Annotated in this window: 16 protein-coding genes; 11 read left to right on the top strand and 5 right to left on the bottom strand. The window is 65.4% G+C overall.

Going from position 1 to position 20,743, the window contains the following annotated elements; translation table 11 throughout:
• Positions 1-131: 131 nt before the first annotated feature.
• The 3 genes from CEY05_RS20645 to CEY05_RS20635 are packed head-to-tail and all read left to right on the top strand — an operon-like array spanning position 132 to position 4,850.
• A complete protein-coding gene (locus CEY05_RS20645) occupies positions 132-2,408 on the top strand; it encodes an ATP-binding protein (RefSeq protein WP_198952846.1) in 2,277 nt (758 codons plus the stop codon).
• Positions 2,401-2,868 carry a response regulator gene (locus CEY05_RS20640; RefSeq protein WP_198952865.1) on the top strand — a complete coding sequence of 156 codons (468 nt, stop codon included), beginning with the start codon at positions 2,401-2,403 and terminating at the stop codon, positions 2,866-2,868. Before CEY05_RS20645 ends, CEY05_RS20640 begins: the two co-directional genes overlap by 8 nt.
• Complete coding sequence (locus CEY05_RS20635) at positions 2,865-4,850, top strand: response regulator (protein ID WP_088597454.1); 1,986 nt, start codon at positions 2,865-2,867, stop codon at positions 4,848-4,850. The genes CEY05_RS20640 and CEY05_RS20635 overlap by 4 nt, the downstream gene beginning before the upstream one ends.
• Positions 4,851-4,912: 62 nt before the next feature.
• On the opposite strand, the gene CEY05_RS20630 is transcribed toward CEY05_RS20635, so the two are convergent.
• Together CEY05_RS20630 and CEY05_RS20625 are read right to left on the bottom strand one after the other, a co-directional pair.
• Positions 4,913-5,725, bottom strand: a complete 813-nt coding sequence (locus CEY05_RS20630) for a transporter substrate-binding domain-containing protein (protein WP_088597455.1) — start codon at positions 5,723-5,725, stop codon at positions 4,913-4,915.
• Between the two features lie 230 nt (positions 5,726-5,955).
• Complete coding sequence (locus tag CEY05_RS20625) at positions 5,956-8,214, bottom strand: phosphocholine-specific phospholipase C (protein WP_088597456.1); 2,259 nt, start codon at positions 8,212-8,214, stop codon at positions 5,956-5,958.
• A gap of 361 nt (positions 8,215-8,575) precedes the next feature.
• On the opposite strand from CEY05_RS20625, the gene CEY05_RS20620 reads away from it, so the two are divergent.
• The 3 genes from CEY05_RS20620 (at position 8,576) to CEY05_RS20610 (ending at position 11,558) form a co-directional block, all read left to right on the top strand.
• Positions 8,576-9,910: an MFS transporter gene (locus CEY05_RS20620; RefSeq protein WP_198952845.1), complete on the top strand. Its 1,335-nt coding sequence runs from the start codon at positions 8,576-8,578 to the stop codon at positions 9,908-9,910.
• Between the two features lie 160 nt (positions 9,911-10,070).
• Positions 10,071-10,895: a substrate-binding domain-containing protein gene (locus tag CEY05_RS20615; RefSeq protein WP_233161624.1), complete on the top strand. Its 825-nt coding sequence runs from the start codon at positions 10,071-10,073 to the stop codon at positions 10,893-10,895.
• Between the two features lie 264 nt (positions 10,896-11,159).
• On the top strand, positions 11,160-11,558 hold the full coding sequence (locus tag CEY05_RS20610; RefSeq protein WP_088597728.1) for a hypothetical protein: 399 nt from the start codon (positions 11,160-11,162) through the stop codon (positions 11,556-11,558).
• Here the strand turns inward: CEY05_RS20610 and CEY05_RS20605 are convergent.
• Positions 11,523-12,422 (bottom strand): LysR family transcriptional regulator, encoded by a 900-nt coding sequence (locus tag CEY05_RS20605; protein ID WP_088597458.1) that lies wholly within the window; start codon positions 12,420-12,422, stop codon positions 11,523-11,525. The genes CEY05_RS20610 and CEY05_RS20605 overlap by 36 nt on opposite strands.
• 154 nt (positions 12,423-12,576) lie before the next feature.
• On the opposite strand from CEY05_RS20605, the gene CEY05_RS20600 reads away from it, so the two are divergent.
• Complete coding sequence (locus CEY05_RS20600) at positions 12,577-13,209, top strand: methyltransferase (protein WP_088597459.1); 633 nt, start codon at positions 12,577-12,579, stop codon at positions 13,207-13,209.
• A gap of 280 nt (positions 13,210-13,489) precedes the next feature.
• Positions 13,490-14,479: a tripartite tricarboxylate transporter substrate binding protein gene (locus CEY05_RS20595; protein WP_088597460.1), complete on the top strand. Its 990-nt coding sequence runs from the start codon at positions 13,490-13,492 to the stop codon at positions 14,477-14,479.
• A gap of 95 nt (positions 14,480-14,574) precedes the next feature.
• On the opposite strand, the gene CEY05_RS20590 is transcribed toward CEY05_RS20595, so the two are convergent.
• Together CEY05_RS20590 and CEY05_RS20585 are read right to left on the bottom strand one after the other, a co-directional pair.
• Positions 14,575-15,858 (bottom strand): hypothetical protein, encoded by a 1,284-nt coding sequence (locus tag CEY05_RS20590; RefSeq protein ID WP_143220538.1) that lies wholly within the window; start codon positions 15,856-15,858, stop codon positions 14,575-14,577.
• Between the two features lie 179 nt (positions 15,859-16,037).
• Positions 16,038-16,883 carry an IclR family transcriptional regulator gene (locus CEY05_RS20585; RefSeq protein ID WP_088597462.1) on the bottom strand — a complete coding sequence of 282 codons (846 nt, stop codon included), beginning with the start codon at positions 16,881-16,883 and terminating at the stop codon, positions 16,038-16,040.
• Between the two features lie 158 nt (positions 16,884-17,041).
• Between CEY05_RS20585 and CEY05_RS20580 the strand changes: the two genes are divergently transcribed.
• The 3 genes from CEY05_RS20580 (at position 17,042) to CEY05_RS20570 (ending at position 20,742) form a co-directional block, all read left to right on the top strand.
• Complete coding sequence (locus CEY05_RS20580; RefSeq protein WP_088597729.1) at positions 17,042-17,995, top strand: tripartite tricarboxylate transporter substrate binding protein; 954 nt, start codon at positions 17,042-17,044, stop codon at positions 17,993-17,995.
• 201 nt (positions 17,996-18,196) lie between these two features.
• Entirely contained in the window at positions 18,197-19,867 is a 1,671-nt protein-coding gene (locus CEY05_RS20575) for a class I adenylate-forming enzyme family protein (RefSeq protein WP_158219367.1), read from the top strand.
• Positions 19,864-20,742 carry a citryl-CoA lyase gene (locus CEY05_RS20570; RefSeq protein ID WP_088597464.1) on the top strand — a complete coding sequence of 293 codons (879 nt, stop codon included), beginning with the start codon at positions 19,864-19,866 and terminating at the stop codon, positions 20,740-20,742. Before CEY05_RS20575 ends, CEY05_RS20570 begins: the two co-directional genes overlap by 4 nt.
• Position 20,743: the final 1 nt, after the last annotated feature.

The following is a 20,743-nucleotide window of genomic DNA, read 5'->3' as shown; positions in this document are numbered from 1 at the left end:
GGGGACGCACCATGTTGCGCAAGGCGCAACAATGCAGCCCGCCGTCATTCCTGTGGCAGTTTCAATCTTTCGTTTCAGTTGCGCGGCGTCCGTCCTGGTAAACACAGGTATATATAATCAAATGCTACCTAATGCCTCATGACTCGATGACCACCGACTTGCAAGCTTGCGATCAGGAACCCATCCGCATACCAGGACACATCCAGCCGCAGGGATTTCTTCTCTCGATTGACCGAAAGACTACCGAACTGTTGCGTATCAGCGCCAACGTCGGTCAATTCGCCGATGTGGATCCCCAGGCGCTGCTCGGCCGCAAGTTGGAATCCACGGCGCTGCTGACGCCTGCCTTGTTGCAGGCGGTGCTGGCACGCGAGTCCAGCCCGCAGACGCCGCGCACGCATGGCATCGCCAAGCTCAAGGCCGGCAAGTTCCTGGTCATCTCGCATGTGTCGGGCGGCGAGCGCGTGATCGAGTTCGAATACGTCGATCCCGCTTTCGACGGCTCGCTGGACCTGCTGTACCCGGACATGCGGGCGGCGATCGAAGCCTTGCAGGCCGACCGCACGCCCGCCGCGCTTTATCAAAGCGCGGCCCGCATCATCCGCGCGTTGACGGGTTACGACCGCGCCCTGGTCTACGCCTTCGACGAGCAGTGGAACGGCACGGTGGTGGGCGAGGACCGTAACGAGCGCCTGCCGTCCTATTTCGACCTGCGTTTCCCGGCCAGCGACATTCCGGCGCAGGCGCGCGAGCTGTATCGCATGAATCGCCTGCGCCTGATCGCCGATGCGGACTACGTGCCGGTGCCCATCCTGGAACGCGAGGGCACCAGCCTGGGCCCGCTCGACCTGTCGTTCGCCGTGCTGCGCAGCGTGTCGCCCGTGCACCTGGAATACATGCGCAACATGGGCACGCCGTCGTCGTTCTCGGTGTCCATCGTGGTGGGCGGGCAATTATGGGGACTGATTTCCACGCACCATGCGGAACCTCGCATCGTGCCGCAGCACGTACGCGCCGCCTGCGACTTCCTGACGCAGATCATGGCCATGCAGATCGAGGGCCAGACGCGCAGTTCGCATGCGGCCGAGCGAGTCGAGCGGCAGGCCTTGCAGGCCCGCCTGCTGGCCTATATGGCGCGGGAAGAGAATTTCGTGAAGGGGTTGGTCAAGCATCCGGAAGATTTCCTGCCGCTGGTGGACGCGCAAGGCGCTGCCGTCATGCTCAATGGCGTCTGTTACACCGTGGGCGATACGCCGGATGAAGATGGCGTGGGCAGCATCGTGACGTGGCTGGCCGAGCAGCACGGCGACCAGGACGTCTACAGCACGGACAGCCTGGCCGAGGCCATGCCCGGCGGCGCCCGCTTCGAACACGACGGCGAGGCCGCCGCCGGTCTGCTGGCGGTGCAGATTTCGCAGATACACCGCAGCTACGTGCTGTGGTTCCGTCACGAACTGGTGCGCACCGTGCGCTGGGGCGGCGATCCGCGCCAGGCCAAGCAGCCCGGCGTGGGCCGCTTGCATCCGCGGCTGTCCTTCGAAAGCTGGCAGGAAACCGTGCGCGACCGCTCGGCGCCCTGGACCGCGCCGCAACTGGACACGGCGGCCTTGCTGCGCAACGCCATCATCGGCATCGTCATGCGCAAGGCCGAGGAACTGGCCGACATCACCGACGAACTCAAGCGCAGCAATCGGGAACTGGAAGCGTTCTCCTATTCGGTGTCGCACGACTTGCGTGCGCCCTTCCGCCATATCGTGGGCTATGCCGAATTGCTGAAGGATGAACTGCAGGCAACCGGGGATGCAGCGCCCGACAATGCCACTGGTGGCCGTTCCTTGCGTTACATCGACACCATCATCGAAAGCGCCCATACCGCCGGCAAACTGGTGGATGGCCTGCTGAGTTTCTCCCAGGCCGGCCGCATGAGCCTGGCGCGCGAGGACGTCGACGTAGACCGTATGGTGGAGCTGTGCCGGCATCTGCTGCAGCCGGAATTGCGTGGCCGCAAGGTGGAGTTCGACGTCGGCCCGCTGGGGCGCGTCAGTGCCGACCCCACCATGCTGCGGCAGGTATTCCAGAATTTGCTAAGCAATGCGATCAAGTACACAAATGGCCGCGACGTGGCTAAGATCAAAATCACCGCCACCCGTTCGCCCGCCGCCACCGTCTTCATGGTGCAAGACAATGGCGTGGGCTTCGACATGGCTTATGTAGGCAAGCTGTTCGGTGTGTTCCAACGGCTGCATCGCATGGAAGATTTCGAAGGCACAGGCATAGGCCTGGCCAATGTCCGCCGCATCGCCGAACGCCATGGCGGGTCCGCCTGGGCCGAGGGCGTCGTCGATGAAGGCGCCAAGTTCTATTTTTCGATCCCTAACCGAGAGACCGCCGAAAATGTCGGTGCTTAAAAACATCCTCCTCGTCGAGGACAATCCCAAAGACCTGGAGCTTACGCTGGTGGCGCTGGAACGCAGCCGCCTGGCCAATGAAGTCGTCACCGCGCGCGATGGTATCGAAGCGCTGGACTGGTTGATGCGCCGCGGCACCCACAAGGACCGGCCGGCGATCGATCCGGCAGTGGTGCTGCTGGACCTGAAGCTGCCCAAGATGGATGGCCTGGAAGTGCTGGCCGCGATCAAGAGCGATCCGGCCGTCAAGCACGTGCCGGTGGTGATGCTCACCGCGTCGCGTGAAGAATCCGATCTGGTGCGCAGCTATGACCTGGGCGTCAATGCTTTCGTCGTCAAGCCGGTGGACTTCCAGGAATTCTTCGATGCCATTCGTGGCCTGGGCATGTTCTGGGCCATCTTGAACGAGCCCTCGCCCGGGCAGTTGCGGGTGGGGCCGATGAAGGTTACTGAAGCGTGAATACTGGCGACGCCGCGATTGAAATCCTGCTGCTCGAGGACAATGACCTGGATGCGGAGCTGCTGCGCCGCCGCCTCGATCGCTCGCGCCTGGATTGCCGTATCGACCGGGTATGGCAGGAGGCGGATTTTCTTGCGGCGCTGCGAGCCAAGTCCTATGGCGTGATTCTGGCCGACTATGTGCTGCCGGGCTTCGATGGCATGAGCGCGCTGGCCATCGCGCGCGAGGTGAGCCCGGAGACGCCTTTCATCTTCGTGTCCGGCACCTTGGGCGAGGAAGTGGCCATCGAGTCGCTCAAGCATGGTGCCACCGACTACGTCGTCAAGCATCGCCAGGAGCGCCTGCCTTCGGCCATCGAGCGCGCGCTGGCCGAACGCGAGACGCGCCAGGCGCGCTTGCGTGCCGAGCAAAGCCTGGTCGAGATGAACGCCGAGCTGGAAGCCATGGTGCGCTCGCGCACCGAGGAACGCGACCTGGTGTGGCGCATGACCCATGACCTGGTGGCGATCTGCGATAGCGAAGGCTATATCCACCACAGCAATCCGGCCTGGCAGGAAATGCTGGGGTGGCCCGATTCCGAACTGCTTTCGCGGCGCCTGGCATCGCTGGTGGCGCCGGGCAGCCTGGACCGTGCGACCGCCGCGCGGGCGGTGCTGCATAGCCAGGCCTACGTGCAGGACGTCGATCTGGAAATGCTGGGCGCCGATGGCCGGGCGGGCCGTATGGTCAGCTGGACCTTCGTGCGTACCGACGACGGCCGCATTTGCGGCACCGGCCGCGACATCACGCAACGCCTGGAGCTGGAAGCACAGCTGCGGCAGGCCCAGAAGGTCGAATCCATCGGGCAGTTGACGGGGGGCGTGGCGCATGACTTCAACAATGTGCTGATGATCGTGCAGGGCAATCTGCAGACCTTGCAGCGCGCCCTGGGCGACGACGCGTCCGAGCGTGAACGGCGCTGGCTGGACAACGCGCTCAAGGGCGTGGAGCGTGGCGCCAGGTTGACCAAGGGGCTGTTGGCCTACTCGCGCAAGCAGCCGCTGGCGCCCCAGGCAGTCGATGCCAACGAGACTACCACGCGCCTGGTGGGCCTGCTGACGCAGACGCTGGGCGCGCATGTCCAGTTGCACACCGAGCTGGCGGACGGCTTGTGGCCAGCTTACGTCGATCCCAACCAGTTGGAGAATGCCCTGATCAACCTGGCCATCAACGCGCGCGACGCCATGGCGTCGTCGGGTGGTGGCCGCTTGACCATCTCCACGTCCAACCGCAGCCTGGACGCAGAGTATTGCCGCCTGCACACGGAAAAGACGCCTGGCGATTATGTCGAGGTCGTCGTCAAGGACTCTGGTCCCGGCATGCCGCCCGAGGTGTTGGAGAAGGCCTTCGATCCGTTCTTCACGACGAAGAAGGAAGGCCACGGCACCGGGCTGGGCTTGAGCCAGGTCTACGGTTTCGTCAAGCAAAGCGGCGGCCATGTGAAGCTGGTGTCGCCGCCGGGGCAGGGCGCGGCGGTGCATCTGCTGTTGCCGCGCGATACGCGTAGCGTCGAGGCGCGCGGCATGCCGACGGCGGATTACAGCGGTATCGACTACCGGTCGCCGGGTGGCGAGACCGTGCTGGTGCTGGAGGACGATGCCGAAGTGCGCAGCATCTCCACCGAAGTGCTGCGCGAACTGGGCTATCGCGTGCTGGAGGCGGGGGACGGTCCGACGGCCTTGCGCCTGGTCGACGAGCATCCGGACATCGACCTGGTGTTCTCCGACGTCGGCCTGCCGGGCGGCATGAATGGCCGCGAGGTAGCCGAGAGAGTGCACGTGGCGCGGCCTGGCCTGCCCGTCATCTTCACTTCCGCGTATGCGTCGCAGGCCCTGGTCAGCGACGGTGCGCTGATGCCCGGCGTGGCCCTGCTGGAAAAGCCGTTTACCACGCAGCAACTGGCCGCGCGGGTGCGCCGCACGCTGGACCGCAAGCGCGGCTGAGACCGGTGCGGCACGACGCCTGGCTGCGACCCGCGGCCAGGCGCCATGCAGACCGATGCGCCCTACTTATAGTCGTTGAGCATGTCCGGCGGGATCGGCACGTGCAGGAATTTTTCCACCAGGCCATTCAACTCGCCGCTTTTCTTGGCATTGGTCAACGCGTCGTTGACGGCGGCCAGCAGCTTGGGCTGGTCCTTGTTCAGGCCGACGCGGCACGACGATACGTGGATGACGTACTTGGCCTCCGGCTTGTTGGGCGATCCGGCCGGCAAGGTATCGGCAATGCCGCTGGCGACGAAGTCGCCCGTGCCCATCAGCGGCACCTGGCCCGACAGATATGCGGAGATCATGCCGTTGTTGTCGTCATAACGCTTGATGACGGTGGACGTCGGGACGGACTTGGTCAGCAGCAGGTCCTCGAAGGTGCCGCGCGCCACGCCTATGGTCTTGCCGGCCAGGTCCTCGGGCTTGGCGACTTTCTCGTTGGCGCGGCCGAACACGCTATTGTTGAACGGCGCGTAGATCTGCGAGAAGGCAATGACTTTTTCCCGCTCTTCGCTCTTGCCCAGGGTGGAGATGACGAGATCCACCTTGTTCGTCTGCAGATAGGGGATGCGATTGGCGCTGACGACCGGCACCAACTCTACCTTCACGCCCAGCTTGGCGGCGATCAGCTTGGAGACTTCGATGTCCAGGCCCTTCAGTTGCATGGACGCGTCGACCGAGCCGAATGGCGGAAAGTCCTGCGGTACGGCGACACGCAGTGTGCCGCGCTGCTTGATGTCATCAAGGGCATCGGCATGCGCCGGTGCCAGGTGGGCGGCCAGGCCCAGGATCAGCGCGCACGCGCTGGCCATGGTTTTCAAAGATTTCATCGGGTCCCTTGGAATCGTATAAATATCGTGGAAGCGGAAGGCGCTTCGATGTGACGATAGCTTTTGTGCGACGCCGCATAAAGTCTTTCGGCGTGAATACGTCGATTTCCAGGGAATATCCCTAATTAAAGCTGCATGTCAGGATTGGCGCCTGCTGCCCGGCGGAATTGGCCGGCCGCTGTCCTATAGAGGGGGCGCTCCCGTGCGGGATGCCCAGTCCGGCCGATTCCTCAGGCGCCAACCGCTGGGTCGCTGATCCCATGCGCGCCGGTCTCCATGCGGCCGGCGTAACGGCGATACCAGGAAGGCTGTCCGCTTACCGTCACCTCGAAGTCGTACCAGTTGCCGCTGTCGGCCACGCTCCAGCGCAGCTCCCTCGTGCTCGCGGGCGGCACCGTCACCCGCCAGGGACCATCGCGGCGGTAGGCAGCGGCACGTACGGTGAACGTGCAGGCTGTGGCGCCGTCGTTGCTCAGGGCAAGGCGGATCGCGCGTATGGCAGGCGCGTAGTCGACCTGTATCTCCGGCAGCGCGGCATCGTTGCCAGGACCGGCGGCCGCGCCGGTGGATGCAATCGCGCCAGTGCGGGCTGCATCCGCGTGACCCGCTTCGGCCATATCGCCGCGAAAGGCGCGGTGATAGCCGTTCGCCCCCAACACCCATAGATCGTACTTGCCGGCATCGTCCGCCTGCGCCGCCCACACCCCCTCCAATGATTTGCCGGGTTCCACCAGATAACGCCGCGGCAGGCGGTCCAGATGGTGCTTGTCGTAGACATGGAAAACCGCGCCCACGCTGCCGTCGTTGGTGAAGCGTAGCCTTAGCACGCCGGCCCCCACGTCCGCGTGTGCGTGCGTATGCAAGACATAGGGCAGGGCGCGCGAGTTGCGCGTGCCACGCGGTTGAGTGGGCAAGGTCTGCGGCCGGGGCAAAGGTATCTGCGCCAGCATTTCCTGCCTTGCGCGCAACGCATCGGCGTCGGCCTTGCGTCGCCGCCCGGCCAGCGCAGGCAGGGCCTCGTCGTTGGGGCTGGCGAAATTGAAGGCCGATGTCAGGTCGCCCAACGCCGCGCGGCGGTACGGGCTGATGTTCGGTTCACGCACGCCGAAGCGCGCCTCCAGGAAGCGCAGCACCGAGGTATGGTCGAATTCCTGCGACGCCACCCAGCCCCCGCGGCTCCAGGGCGATATCACCAGCATGGGCACGCGCAGGCCGGGTCCGTAGACGCGGCCGTCCTGCGGCGGCTGCTTCGTGGTGCCGGGGGGATGGGCGTGATGGTAGCGCTCGAATGCGACGTCGGTTTCGGCCAGCGTGGTTGCCCCCGCCATGCTGCCATCGGGGTTCAGCGATGGCGCGGACGGCGAGGGGACGTGGTCGAAGAAGCCGTCGTTCTCGTCATAGTTGATCAACAGCACGGTCTTCGCCCAGACTTCTGGATTGGCGGTCAACGCGTCCAGCACTTCCTGCATATACCAGCCGCCCTGGACCGGACTGGAAGGGCCAGGGTGTTCCGAATAGGCCGCCGGCGCGATCAGCCAGGACACCTGGGGCAGCGTACCGGCCAGGCAGTCCTGCTTGAACGCGCCCAGCAGTCCGCCGTCCGGCATGGTGTTGGCGATGCCCTTGAACAAGGGATTGCCAGGATCGTCGATGGCAGCATCGTAGGCAGGCGAGACCACCGACACCTGGCTGCTGACGCGGCGCTCGGCAGGGGCCTTCTCATTGGCCGCGCGGAACTGGCGAAAGCTCATCATCTCGTTGCAGCCGTAGTTGTCCGGCATATTCTGATAGACCTTCCACGACACGCCTGCCGTTTGCAGGCGCTCGGCATAGGTGGTCCAGGTCCAGCCCTGTGTTGCCGGTCCCATATTGGGGCTGTTGAAGGCGTTGTTCACCACCGCTACACCGGCGCCGGTCGGGCCGTTGGTGCCCGTGAAGAAGAACAGCCGGTTGGGGATGGTGCCGGCGTGCATGGCGGCATGGTAGCCGTCGCAGATCGTGAACGCCTCGGCCAGGGCGCGATGGAAAGGCACTTCGGCCCGTTCGTAGTAGCCCATGGCGCGCGTGGTCTTGTAGCGCGGCCATTGATTCATGCGGCCGCCATCCCACGCATTCTGCGTATCGACCCAGGTGTGCGGCGTACCAGTGACGCGTTGGGCATTGCCGCGCGTTTCGTCAAGGTGGTAAGGCAGCACGCGCGCGCCATTGGCGTCGGTTTGCTGGAACACGCCAAGGCCATCGGGCAGCGGAATGGTGAAGCGGTCGCCGTAGCCGCGCACCCCGGGCATGGTGCCGAAGTAACTGTCGAAGGACCGGTTTTCCAGCATCAGCAGCACTACATGCTGCACGTCCTGGATGGTGCCGGACGCGCTGTGGGCGGGTATGGCCAGGGCGCGGCGGATGGCGGGCGGGAAGGCGCCAAGTGCGACGGACGCGCCGGCAGCGCGGGTGGCATGGCGCAGGAATTTGCGGCGGGAACTGGCGTTCATCGAGCGGCTGGAGGAAGGGATTGCGCGCCGCCATGATGCGCCTCATGGGCGGGGATGACCAGGAAAATTGTGGAGAAATTACGGAACCCATTTGTTAGGAGATGATGCGGTGCCGAAATAGCGCGGCGCTGCTAAGTGCGCGCCGTTGCGGCGCTTTCTTCAGGCGCGCGTGCGCACACGCTACATACTTCGAAATACCCCGTGGACATCGAGAAAATTCTGACCCGCGCATTAATGCCGCCGTCAGGAAAAACCCTTAGCGTAGATCCCGATATTCCGGCCAGCGCGCTGCGCCTGACAAAACAATGATGGCCCTGCTGCGTTGTCTCGCCGCCGGATGGTGTCTTAGGGATCGATCATCATGCAGCCTTCTGCTTCAACGCAGTCCGCGCGTCCGACGACGCACGGATCCCCGCTTGCGCTCATGCGAACCGTATTGCGCGTGACCGCGGGCAACTTTCTCGAACAGTTCGATTTTTTCCTGTTCGGCTTTTACGCCACCCAGATTTCCGCGGTGTTCTTTCCGTCTTCCAGCGACTTCGCCGCGTTGATGAAGACCTTCGCCGTGTTCGGCGCCGGCTTCCTGATGCGACCGCTGGGCGCCGTGTTCCTGGGCACTTATATCGACAAGGTGGGACGCCGCAAGGGTCTCATCGTGACGCTGCTGCTGATGGCCAGCGGCACCGTGCTGATCGCCTTCGTGCCTGGCTATAACAGCATCGGCATGCTGGCGCCGGCCCTGGTGTTGATCGGTCGCCTGCTGCAGGGCTTTTCCGCCGGCGCGGAGTTGGGCGGGGTATCGGTGTATCTCGCCGAAATGGCCACGCCGGGCCGCAAGGGCTTTTTCTCGGCCTGGCAGTCGGGCAGCCAACAGGTGTCCATCATCGTTGCCGCCGCACTGGGTTACGGGCTGGACCAGTGGATGGCCAAGGACACGATCGCGGCCTGGGGCTGGCGTATTCCGTTCTTCGTCGGCTGTATGATCATCCCGGTGATTTTCGTGCTGCGTCGCAGCCTGCAGGAAACCGAGGCGTTCAAGAACCAGCAGCATCGCCCCTCGCTGGGTGAATCGTGGGCCGCGCTGCTGCGCAACTGGGGCCTGATGCTGGCGGGCGCCTTGATGGTGGCGTTGACGACGTGCACCTTCTACCTGATCACCGTGTACGCGCCGACCTTCGGCAAGTCCGTGCTGCATCTGAGCACGGAGGACAGCCTGACGGTGACGTTCTTCGTCGGCATTTCCAATTTCATCTGGCTGCCCATCGGCGGCGCGGTGTCGGACAAGATCGGCCGCAAGGCATTGTTGACGACCATCGCGGTCCTGGCCATCCTGACCGCGTATCCCGCCCTGGCGTATCTGGCCGCGGCGCCGACCTTCCTGAAGATGCTGGGCGTGCTGCTGTGGCTGTCCTTCATCTTCGGCATGTATAACGGCGCGATGATTCCGGCGCTGACCGAGATCATGCCCGCATCGGTGCGCGTGGCGGGCTTCTCGCTGGCCTACAGCCTGGCCACCGCGCTGTTCGGCGGCTTTACGCCGGAAATCTCCACGTACCTGATCCACGTCACCGGCGACCGCGCCGCGCCCGGCTACTGGATGACCTTCGCGGCCGTCTGCGCCCTGTGCGCGACCCTGGCGGTGTATCGTAAGGGCGGCCAGGCCCGGGCCTCCCAAGCGGTCCCGGCCCGGACGTAAAGCTGGATCCCGGCGGCGGCTGCCTTGCGCCAGTGTGGAGTAGTGTTTGCTGTACTCAAGCAGACACTTCTCCGCGCCAGCGCGGGGCAGTCTACGCTGTAGTCCAGCGAACACTATCCCAGTAGCGATAAAAAGATTTTTTGAAAGAGGAGACCTACCCATGAAGCTCTATCCCCGCATGCTGCCGGCCAAGCTCACCGGCTTCATCGCTGCGTCCCTGGTGGCGACGGCATTCACGTCGTCCGCCCTGGCCGCGGAAGTCAGCGTCGTCACCTCCGGTGGCTTCACCGCCGCCTACAAGGCACTGGGCCCGCAGTGGGCCAAGACCAGCGGCAATACCCTGAAGACGCAACTCGGCCCCTCCATGGGCAAGTCCGACGAAGCCATTCCCAATCGTCTGGCACGCGGGGAAAAGATCGACGTCGTCATCATGGTGGGCTACGCCCTGGACGACCTGATCAAGCAGGGCAAGGTGATCCCGGGTTCGCGTGTGGAGCTGGCCGATTCGCCCATCGGCATGGTGGTGCGCAAGGGCCAGCCCAAGCCGAACATCGCCACCATGGATGCGTTCAAGAAGACCCTGCTGGCCGCGCAATCGGTGGCGTATTCGGACAGCGCCAGCGGCGTGTACATCGAGACCGAGATGTACAAGAAGATGGGCATCGAAGACCAGATGAAGCCCAAGTCCACCCGCGTGCAAAAGACGCCCGTGGCTGAGACCGTTGCCGAGGGCAAATACCAGATCGGCTTCCAGCAGGTGGCTGAGCTGTTGCCGGTCAAGGGCGTGACCTTCGTGGGCCGCATTCCGAACGAAGCCCAATCCGTCACGCGCTTCGCCGCTGGCATCCCGGTCGATGCGCCGCACCCGAAAGAAGCCGCTGCGTTGCTGAAGTACCTGGCCTCCAGCGCCGCGCAACCGACGGTGCGCAAGACGGGCCTGGAAACGGTGAAGCAGCCGACGGCTGCCAAGCCCGCTGCGAAGTAAGTACGTAGCAACGCGGCTGGCTAGCGCCCGACGATACGCGGAGGCCCTCATCATCTTGCGATGATGGGGGCTTTTTCGTGGCGCCTTGCCAGATCGCCCCCGGAGTCATGCCTGTGCCCGAGAACGGACCTGTACCGATGCCCGCGATCGCCCGGCTTGCGTTCATGCAGACGGCTGCTCATCTGTGTTCCCGGCCGCGTTTGGTACAGCGCACAAAGCGTGCGGGGACGGATGCCTGTCCGTTATGATCGTCGGCTTATGGACATGATGACCATTCCGCTAAGACAGGAATGCCCGCCGGGCGCCTGTGATTGCCGGCGCGAGATCCTGCTGGAGGATGCCTCCCGCGATCGCCGCGTGCTGATGCTGAACAAGCAGGAAGAGAAGCGCCTGCTCGATCGCTTCGAGGCCGTGCAGACACTGGCGGACCTGCGCCATATGGAACAGAAGCTGTTCCAGCTGCTTGGCATCACCCTGCGTATCGATCCCGGTCCCAACGAAGTGCGCACCGTGCGCGGCTTCATCATCAAGGTGGAAGAGCAGGACGGGCTATGCCGGCAGATCCGTTCGTCCATACCGGCAGCGGTACGGCGCTGCCTGGAACGCCACCCCGAGATTTCCTACGCGCTATTGAACGAGCGCGACCTGTTCGGCGGGCTTTGAGCGCAGCGCCACCTGTTGCAGGGCGCGTAGCGGGCCGCTGCCCGGGCCGGTTCGGGTGACCAGGTAATAGGGCAGGCGCGGCCAGGGCAGGGGGCCGGCCACGGCGCGCAGGCGGCCGCTGTCCAGGTGGGCGCGGTAATAGTCCATGGGCAGCAGGGCGATGCCCAGTCCCGCCAACACCAGTTCGCTGATGGCTACCAGGCTGTTGCTGGCCAGCACGCGCTGCATGCTCAGGCCGTTGACGCGAGCCCAGCTGTCGAACACCTCCGTCAGGCCGGAGCCGCCCGATTGCGCGAACACCGGCAGGCGCGCCAACGCTTCGCGGGTGAGCAAGCCGGTGGGCACGACTTCGGGCGCCGCCATCATGGAGAAGGCCACCTCGGCCAGGCGCATGGAGGTGAATTCCGGGCCCGGCAATTGTTGCGGCATGACGGCCATTTCGATTTCGCCCACGCGCAGGCGCGCGGCCAGCGCGGCGGATACGTCGACGTAGGGTTCGAGGGTCACGTGGGGGTAGTCGCGGCGCATGTCCGCCACCCAGCGTGGCAGCCAGGTGCCGGCCACCACCTCGGTCACGCCGAAGGACACCAGGCCGGCGGGCGCGGCGTCGGCGCCGGTACGGGAGTACATCTGCTCCCGCAGTTCGAGCATGCGTTCCGCGGTATCGAGCACGGCGCGGCCAGCGTCGGTCACCACCGGGCGGTAAGCGGATCGATCGAACAGCGGCGTCTTCAGTTCTTCTTCCAGTTCGCTGACCCGCTTGGACAGGGCGGACTGCGTCATGCACAACTTGGCCGCCGCCCGCGAGAAACTGGACAGCCGGGCGGCCCAGAAGAAAGCTTCGATCTGTTTGAGGGTCAGCATAGGGCGGGGATGTTCCGGGCCTGCGCGCTGCGCAGGGCCATCTGAACATCATTCATAAAATTTAATGAGAACGGCGCAAATTTATCGCTTTTTTTCTCCATGTGCCGGATTTAGGATCTGGCCTACCAAAATCATCAATAATCGGAGATAAAGCATGTCCACAGCCGTCAGCGTTGGCCAAATCGATCCCTCCTTGTTCGAAGGCCTGGCCACCTCGCTCATCAGCGATTGCATGCAGCGCATCGCCGGCTCCCACGGCCTGGACGCACGCCACGGCGACGCGCCCCTGCTGGGTACCGCCTACACCGTGCGCGTGCGCCAAGGCGACAACCTGTACATCCACGAAGCGCTGCGTCATCTGCAGCCCGGCGACGTACTGGTGGTCGACGGCGGCGGCTCGGTCGAACGCGCCCTCGTCGGCGAAATCATGATGCAGGTGGCGCGCAAGCGCGGCTGCGCGGGCTTCGTCATCGACGGCGCCATCCGCGACCAGTCCGCTTTCCGCCGCGACGCCTTCCCGTGCTTCGCCGCCGGCGTGACGCATCGCGGTCCCTACAAGAACGGCCCTGGCGAAACCCGCTGCGCCGTGACGGTGGGCGGCGTGGTGGTCAATCACGGTGACATCGTCATCGGCGACGAAGACGGCGTGGTGTTCGTGGCGCCCGCCCAGGCCGCCGCCGTGGCAAAGGCCGCGCGCGCCAAGCTGGCGGACGAGACCCGCACCCTGGCCGACATCGCCGCCGGCAACTACGACGACAGCTGGATCGACGCCGCCCTGGGCCGTTGACGTGCAGGTCGTTGGCAGCCGCCGTCCGGCCTGACGCGGCCCGGCCTGACGGCCTGGCCTGTCGCGGCCTGACCTGTCGCGGCCTGACCTGACGCGGCCTGGCCTGACGCGGCCTGACGCGGCCCGGCCTGACGCGGCCCGGCCTGACGCGGGCCGGCCTGTCGCGGGCCGGCCCGACTCACCCGGCCCGACAAGGCCGGACCAGTCGCCCACGCCGCGGGCGGCGACGCGATCCTCGCCTGATCCTCAGAAAATAATTCATCGAACCGGAGACTTTTCCATGCGTTTGCTTTCCCTGTTGCGCGCCTCGGGCGTCGCGGCCTGCGCCGCTGCTGCCTTGCTGGTCACCCATGCCCCCACCGTCCTGGCGGCCGGTTATCCCGACCGTCCCATCCGTCTCGTGGTGCCATGGCCCCCCGGCGGCGCCACCGACGCGCTGGGCCGTATCCTGGCGCAGCAACTGGGCACCCGGCTGAAGCAGACCGTCATCGTCGACAACAAGGCCGGCGCCGGCGGCAACATCGGCACCGCGTCCTTTGTGCGCGAAGCCGCCGACGGCTACACGCTGCTCATGGCGACCAGCTCGACCAACGCCGCCAACCCCCATCTGTACAGCCATCTGGGCTTCGACGCGGAGAAGGACTTCGCGCCGGTGGCTTTCGTCGCTTCCATTCCGAACATCCTGGAAGTTCCGAAGAAGTCGCAATTCAACACCGTGCAGGAAATGCTGGCCTACGCGAAGGCCAATCCGGGCAAGCTGAACTACGGTTCGGGCGGCATCGGTTCGTCGCAGCATCTGGCCGGCTCGATGCTGAATCACGCGGCCGGCGTGAACATCGTCCACATCCCCTACAAGGGCAGCGGCCCGGCCGTGTCGGACCTGCTGGCGGGGCAGGTCGACATGATGCTGGACACCGGTTCGCTGGCGCAGGTAAAGGCTGGCGCCTTGCGCGCGCTGGCCGTCGCTTCGCACAAGCGCCTGCCGGAATTGCCCGACGTTCCCACCTTCGATGAAGCGGGCTTGAAGGGCATGTATGCATCGGCCTGGTACGGCGTGGTGGCGCCCGCGGGCACGCCGGCGGATATCGTCGACCGGCTCAACAAGGAACTCAACGCCATCCTGGCCGAACCCGACGTGCGCAAGACCTTGACCGCGCTGGGCGCGGAGCTGGCCGAGCCGCAGACGCCGGCGCAGTTCAGCCAGTTCATCCAGTCCGAGATCGGCCGCTACAAGACCATCGTGGAACAGTCCGGGGCGAAGCTGGACTGATGACGCAGGCGCAGGCCAGGGCCGGTCGGATCCGGTCCGCCGGCGCCAACCGCTGCATTATCTCTCCCGGCAATGCCATGCGAAGAAGGGCTCGCTCAGGTGGCATCCTGCCGCAACGGGGCGGGTATCAGCCCCAATGCCGCCAGGCGCTCCGCGCTGCCTATGATGTCCGGCGTATCCTCGAAGGCCGTGCCGGAGTGCATGCCATACTGCGCGACGCGCCGGTCGGCATGCGCTGCCCGGACGAGGTCGAGCAGCGGCCGGATGGGATCGCCGACATCCAGGCTCATCGTCGCGTCCACTTGCAGCAACCGGTAAAGGGCTTGCGCGGCCAGGGTCGTCTTCCTGTTCGCGACATCGATATGATCCAGGGCGGCGACATCCCGGCCTGCCATGACTTCGTCAGCCCGTCGTCGATCCGCTGCCAGGGCTTCATCGTAGCGGGCACGCGCGATCAACAGATGCGCCTGTGCACGTATGTGCGAAGGCGCGCTGGCGTCGATGGTCAAGACCGCAGCCTGGGCTGACCAACTTGAATCCTTGACGGGCGACGCTTGGAGCCTGTGCAACAACGCTTCGAAGCTGTGCGACAGCACTTCGGACCCGAGCGATTCGCTCGATGCCTGGCGCGCCCGCATCCTGCTCGGCCCGGGGGATACGCGGTGATTCTGTCGCAAGGCCGATCGGATATCTTCCTGGGTATCAGGCTCCTGGACAGGACGCGAGAACAGGGGTTCGACGCGGACTTTCGTCCTGAAGGGAAGCAGCTTGCCCAATGCCCGCAGGCCTTTCTTCACGACGATCAGCGCTTTTCGGGCAGCACGCCTGATACGTTGCCCACGGCTGAGGGTTGCGGCCGGCTGCGGCGTGAAAATCCTCTCAATGCGTTGCTGGTTTTCGTCCAGGACCTGCTGGCGCACGTCCGCTGCGATGCGTGGATCCGGCGTGTGCGCTGGTTCATCGAGTTTGTCGAGCAGGTGCTGAAGTTCCCAGTTGCCTGGCTTCAGGCCTTCCCAGGAAAGCAGATTCATCATCCCCACGTCGCCACCCGCGGGACGCTTGGCGACACACTCGGCCAGCTTGTTCCAGGCCCGCGTCATCTGTTCGGTTGCCTCCAGCGTCTTGCCGCCGGCGTCGCCCCGGCCCGTCCTCACCCCCATTTTCTCCGCGGCGAGCGCGGCTTCGAAGCAGCTTGCCAAACGTCGGCGCGCGGCAATGAAGTCACTGGCACGTCGGGCAACGTCTTTGCTTACCTTGACGATGCGCGAACCTTCGCGGCTTTCGGATGCGTCTGGCGGTGCGAGATGCGATAGATCGATGAGGTATCTTGCAGAGATGGGATTTGTCATGTCGATTGTCCTGGCGATCTCGGCCAACATAGCGCTGGGAGTCCGCCAAGCATAGGTACGCACCGATGGCAGCGGAATCGGTCTGCTCGGACAAGCATGTAGGCGCCTGCAGCGAAGCGTCAGGGAAATTTCCTTGGCGGCGGGACCCGTGCCGCTTCACGGGGCGTCAGTCGTCCCAGTCGTCCCAGTCGCTCAGGGGCCTTGCGTGGCTAACGTTGCGCCAGTTCGGCGCGCAGGACTTCGGCGATGGTGCGCTGGCGCGCGGCGGGCATGCGATCGATCAGGGTGGATACGCTGATGGCCAGACGCGGATAGCCTTCCGCATCGCACCAGGCCATGCCCACCCCGAGCGCGCCGGGTACCGCGGTGTTGCCGATGACCGACCAGCCACGGTCGCGCGTGCTCTCCACCAAACGACGGATATGCGCTGCGGTCAGGCCGCCGTAGCCGCGCAGGGCGGTTTCGTTGCGAGCGATCACGGCGGCGGCTTCGGCGGGAGGCAGCGCGGCCAGCAGCGCCAGGCCCGCGGCGCCTACGCCCAAAGGCTGGCGATGCCCCACGGTGACGGTCAGCACCTGCACCGGGTAATTGCCCAGCTCGCGATGCAGGCACAGTGAATCGTCGCCCGCACGGCAGATGAGGAAGGCTGAATCACCGATGGCGTCGCTGATGCGGCGCATCGCGGGGCGCCAGCGCCGTATCGCCTGTTCATGCGGATCGCCACTGTCGGCGTCGGTCTGCAGCACGCGATAACGCGGTTTGTCGCCATCGCGCACTGCATAGCCTTCGTCCACCAGGACGTCGAGGAAGCGATATACGGTCGAGCGTTGCATGCCGGTCTGCGCGGCGATTTCGGTCACGTGCAGGCCGGTGCTGCCCGCGCGCCGCAACGCGCCCAGGATATGCAGCCCGCGCCGCAAGGTGCGCGGCCCGCCATCGCGGTCGGGGGCCGCGGTGCTTGCTGCCTTGGCCGCGCCCCGCGCGATGCGGGCTTTCCCGGTCTCGTCCAGGCGGCGGCCCCGTGGCCGGGTTTCCTCGGTGGCTATCTTGTTCATTATTTGGACAAACGGTCTTTGCGTGATCCCTGCGTGCAAGCATCATAAGCCCAGGCAAACACAGATTTGTCCAAAATTTGAACAAACTTACGGAGACAGGAAAAATGATGCTTACACGCTGCGCGCGTGCGCTGACGGCCGTCGTGCTGGGTGGCGCGATGAGCCTGGGCTTTGCCACGCTGACCCGGGCCCAGACGCCAACCCCGTCCAAATATCCCAGCCATCCCGTCACCATGGTCGTCGGCTATGCCGCCGGCGGCGCCACCGACATCGTGGCGCGCTTGCTGGCCAAGTCCCTGACGCAGGAGCTGGGGCAGACCTTCGTGGTGGAAAACCGCACGGGCGCCAATAGCAATATCGGCGCGGAGACCGTGACGCGCGCCGCGCCGGACGGCTACATGCTGTACGTGGGTTCGATCGCCAACACGATCAACATGACGCTGTACAGCAAGCTCAATTACGACGTGAACAAGGACTTCGCGCCGGTGGGCATGATGGCTTCCGTGCCCAACATCCTGGTGGTCAATCCCAAGGTACCGATCAACACCGTCAAGGAATACATCGCTTATGCCAAGGCCCATCCGGGCAAGCTGACCTGCGCGTCGTCGGGCAGCGGGTCGTCCATCCATCTTTCCTGCGAGCTGTTCAAGATGGAGACCGGCACCGACATCCTGCACGTGCCGTATCGCGGCAGCGGCCCGGCGGTGGCGGATCTGCTGGGCGGGCAGGTCGATTCGATGTTCGACAACATGCCTTCGTCCCTGCCTCATGTGCGGGCGGGCAAGCTGCGCGCGCTGGGGGTGACTTCGCAACAGCGCGTGCCTTTCGCGCCGGATGTGCCGACGTTGGCGGAGTCGGGCTTGCCTGGGTTTTCGGTGGAGTCGTGGTTCGGGCTGATGGCGCCGGCCGGCACGCCGCCGGCGGTGATCGAGCGGCTGAATACGGCGTTGAACAAGGCGTTGAAGGATACCGACTTGCGGGCGGTTTACGAAAAGAGCGGGTTCGTGCTGCCGCCCGAGGACAACTCGCCCAAAGCCTTTGGCGCGTTCATCGCTGCCGAGACCACGAAGTGGGCCAAGGTCGTGAAGACGGCTGGTTTGAAGGCTGAGTAGGGGGCGGTTGCCGGCGAAGCGATATTTTATTAATGGGGGGGCCCCCATCGCCCTCTTTCTTGGGCTATCGCCCCAGTGGTCCGCCCGGCGTGTGGGCGAGGCGCTGGCCCGAGTGCGGGGGCGATGGGTTCCCCCCATCAAAAGAATCTCTCTGCATGGATCGGGCGCCCCCATTGCCATTTGTTATTCAAGGAGTTCCTGGTGTACCCCATCGATTTCTTTTTTCGCGCGGCGCAGCGCTATCCCGGCAATACGGCGCTGGATGGTCCGGACGGGAGCCTTTCGTACGCTGACCTGGCGGACCGTGTGCGTGCGCTGGCCGCGGCGATGCAGTCCTTCGATCCCACACCGCAGACCCGCGTTGCCATCTGCGCCGGTAATACGGCCGAACATATCCTGGCGCTGCTGGCCACGCTGGCGGCGGGCAAGATATGGGTGCCCCTGAACTATCGCAGCACCCCCACCGAGATCGGCCGCATCCTGGAGGCAACGGAACCCTCCATCATCGCGCTCGACGCCGTCGGCGCGCCCCTGGTCGGCGCTTCGGTCATCGCGTATCGCATCCGGCTGGATGGAGCGTCCAGCGCGCCGGCCGCCGTCGCTAATATTGCCAACGCCAACGCCACCGCCACCGCCAACGCCAACGCCACCGCCAACGCCAACGCCAACGCCAACGCCAACGCCAACGCCAACGCCAACGCCAACGCCGGCGTCACCGGCAACACCGTCTCGGTCACTCGCTCAACCGAACACGCACTGTCCGCGCTGCTGGCCCGTCATGCCGGCGCCGCTCCTGCCGTCTATCCCATGGATCGCGACGCGGTGCAGGCCATCAAGTTCACCGGCGGGACCACCGGCCTGCCCAAGGGCGTGATGCAGCCGGCGCGTGCGTGGAACGCCGGCATCATCAACCAGATCAACGGCTGGGGCCTGGGCCCGCAGGACCGCTACGTGGTGGCCGCGCCCATCACCCACGGCACGGGCACCTACCTGCTGCCGCTGCTGGCCCAGGGCGGCGCCTTGCTGCTGGTCGATGCGGCCAGCCCCGCCACCATCACCGCCGCCTTCCGCGAACGCGGCGGCACGCTCAGCTTCATGCCGCCTACCCTGATCTACATGATCATGGCGCAAGACGGCGTGTCGCGCGCCGATTTCCCGCAACTGCGCAACCTCATCTACGGCGGCGCTCCCATGCCCGTAGGCAAGTTCGAGCAGGCGCGTGCGTTCTTCGGCCCCGTGCTCGGCACCACCTACGGCCAGACCGAGGCCCCGCAGATCGTCACCCTGATGCGCCCCGCCGATTTCGAGGACGCCGCCAACCTGGGTTCGGTCGGCCGCGTCACCTGGCTGTCCGACCTGGCGATCCTGGGGCCGGATGGCCAGCCCGCCCCCCCTGGCGAGATCGGCGAGGTGGCCGTGCGCGGCGACCTGGTCATGAAGGGCTATTGGCGCCTGCCGGAAAAAACCGCCGAGACCCTGGTCGACGGCTGGCTGCGCACCGGCGATACCGGCCTGGTGGATGAACGCGGCTACCTGTTTCTCAAGGATCGCCTGCGCGACGTCGTCATCACCGGCGGCTTCAACGTGTATCCGGTCGACGTGGAGAACGCCTTGATCTCGCACCCCGACGTGCACGAGTGCTCGGTGTTCGGCGTGCCCGACGACAAATGGGGCGAAGCCGTGCATGCCGCCGTGCAACCGCGTGCCGGCGCCGTCATCGATACGGAAGCGCTCAAGCTGCATGTGCGCGGCCTGCTGGGACCGGTGCATACCCCCAAGCAGATTCATATCTACGAGAGCCTGCCCCGATCGTCGGTGGGCAAGGTGCTCAAGAACGCGGTGCGCGACGCCGCTCTCAAGGAGATCGCATGACTGGCTCATCGAACGGCAGGAATCAAGCAGATCAGACGCATGGCACGCACAGCGGCAAGGGCACCAGCAGGGGCGCCAACAAGGGCGCCAACAAGGGCGAAGGCCCCGTCACCCGCCTGTGCGCGCATCATCTCACCGGCATGTCCTATCGCGACGCCGACCTGGTCGAGGACCTGATCGGCAAGACCACCTTCACCGAGGTGCTGTTCATGCAGATCACGGGGCGCAAGGCGCGTCCGGTCGACCTGCACATCGTCGATGCGGTGCTGGTGACCTTGATGGAGCATGGCCTGACCCCCAGCGCCATCGCCACGCGGCTGATCTATATGAGCGCGCCGGAGAACCTGCAGGGAGCGGTGGCGGCCGGCCTGATGGCCGTGGGCAGTTCCTTCGTCGGTACCATGGAGAACTGCTCGCGCCTGCTGGACCGCATCAAGGATGCCGCCGATCCGCGCGCCGAAGCGCTGGGCATCGCCCGTGCCCATCGCGCGGAGAAGCGCGCCATGCCGGGCTTCGGCCATCATCTGCACAAGCCCGACGACCCGCGCGCGATCAAGCTGCTGGAGCTGGCGGAAGCGGAGCCGGAACTGGCGGGCACCTCGGTGCGCGCCCTGCGCACGCTGGCCGCCGCGGTGGACGAGGTGGCGGGACGCCACATCACCATCAACGCCACGGGCGCGGTGGCGGCCTTGCTGGGTGAACTGGGCATCCCCACCGCGCTGATGCGCGGCTTCGCCGTGATCTCGCGTGCCGCCGGCCTGGTGGCGCACGTGGCCGAGGAGCAGGAAAGCCCGTCCGGCCGCTTCATCTGGGACACCATCGACCATGCCATTCCCTATGTGGGCAAGGGCAAGACACACCAGGCACAGGAGTGAA

This window comes from Achromobacter sp. HZ34 (assembly GCF_002209485.1).
Taxonomy (GTDB): Bacteria; Pseudomonadota; Gammaproteobacteria; order Burkholderiales; family Burkholderiaceae_B; genus Bordetella_C.
Note: the sequence above shows the minus strand (reverse complement) of the source record. Positions and strands in the feature narration are given on the sequence as shown.

Excerpts from the sequence above, each read along its gene's own strand:
- CEY05_RS20645 (WP_198952846.1), top strand. The coding sequence starts at position 132 with ATGCCTCATGACTCGATGACCACCGACTTGCAAGCTTGCGATCAGGAA.
- CEY05_RS20630 (WP_088597455.1), bottom strand. The coding sequence starts at position 5,725 with ATGAAATCTTTGAAAACCATGGCCAGCGCGTGCGCGCTGATCCTGGGC.
- CEY05_RS20590 (WP_143220538.1), bottom strand. The coding sequence starts at position 15,858 with ATGTTGGCCGAGATCGCCAGGACAATCGACATGACAAATCCCATCTCT.
- CEY05_RS20620 (WP_198952845.1), top strand. The coding sequence starts at position 8,576 with ATGCAGCCTTCTGCTTCAACGCAGTCCGCGCGTCCGACGACGCACGGA.
- CEY05_RS20625 (WP_088597456.1), bottom strand. The coding sequence starts at position 8,214 with ATGAACGCCAGTTCCCGCCGCAAATTCCTGCGCCATGCCACCCGCGCT.
- CEY05_RS20585 (WP_088597462.1), bottom strand. The coding sequence starts at position 16,883 with ATGAACAAGATAGCCACCGAGGAAACCCGGCCACGGGGCCGCCGCCTG.
- CEY05_RS20570 (WP_088597464.1), top strand. The coding sequence starts at position 19,864 with ATGACTGGCTCATCGAACGGCAGGAATCAAGCAGATCAGACGCATGGC.
- CEY05_RS20600 (WP_088597459.1), top strand. The coding sequence starts at position 12,577 with ATGTCCACAGCCGTCAGCGTTGGCCAAATCGATCCCTCCTTGTTCGAA.
- CEY05_RS20615 (WP_233161624.1), top strand. The coding sequence starts at position 10,071 with ATGAAGCTCTATCCCCGCATGCTGCCGGCCAAGCTCACCGGCTTCATC.
- CEY05_RS20610 (WP_088597728.1), top strand. The coding sequence starts at position 11,160 with ATGATGACCATTCCGCTAAGACAGGAATGCCCGCCGGGCGCCTGTGAT.
- CEY05_RS20605 (WP_088597458.1), bottom strand. The coding sequence starts at position 12,422 with ATGCTGACCCTCAAACAGATCGAAGCTTTCTTCTGGGCCGCCCGGCTG.
- CEY05_RS20580 (WP_088597729.1), top strand. The coding sequence starts at position 17,042 with ATGAGCCTGGGCTTTGCCACGCTGACCCGGGCCCAGACGCCAACCCCG.
- CEY05_RS20595 (WP_088597460.1), top strand. The coding sequence starts at position 13,490 with ATGCGTTTGCTTTCCCTGTTGCGCGCCTCGGGCGTCGCGGCCTGCGCC.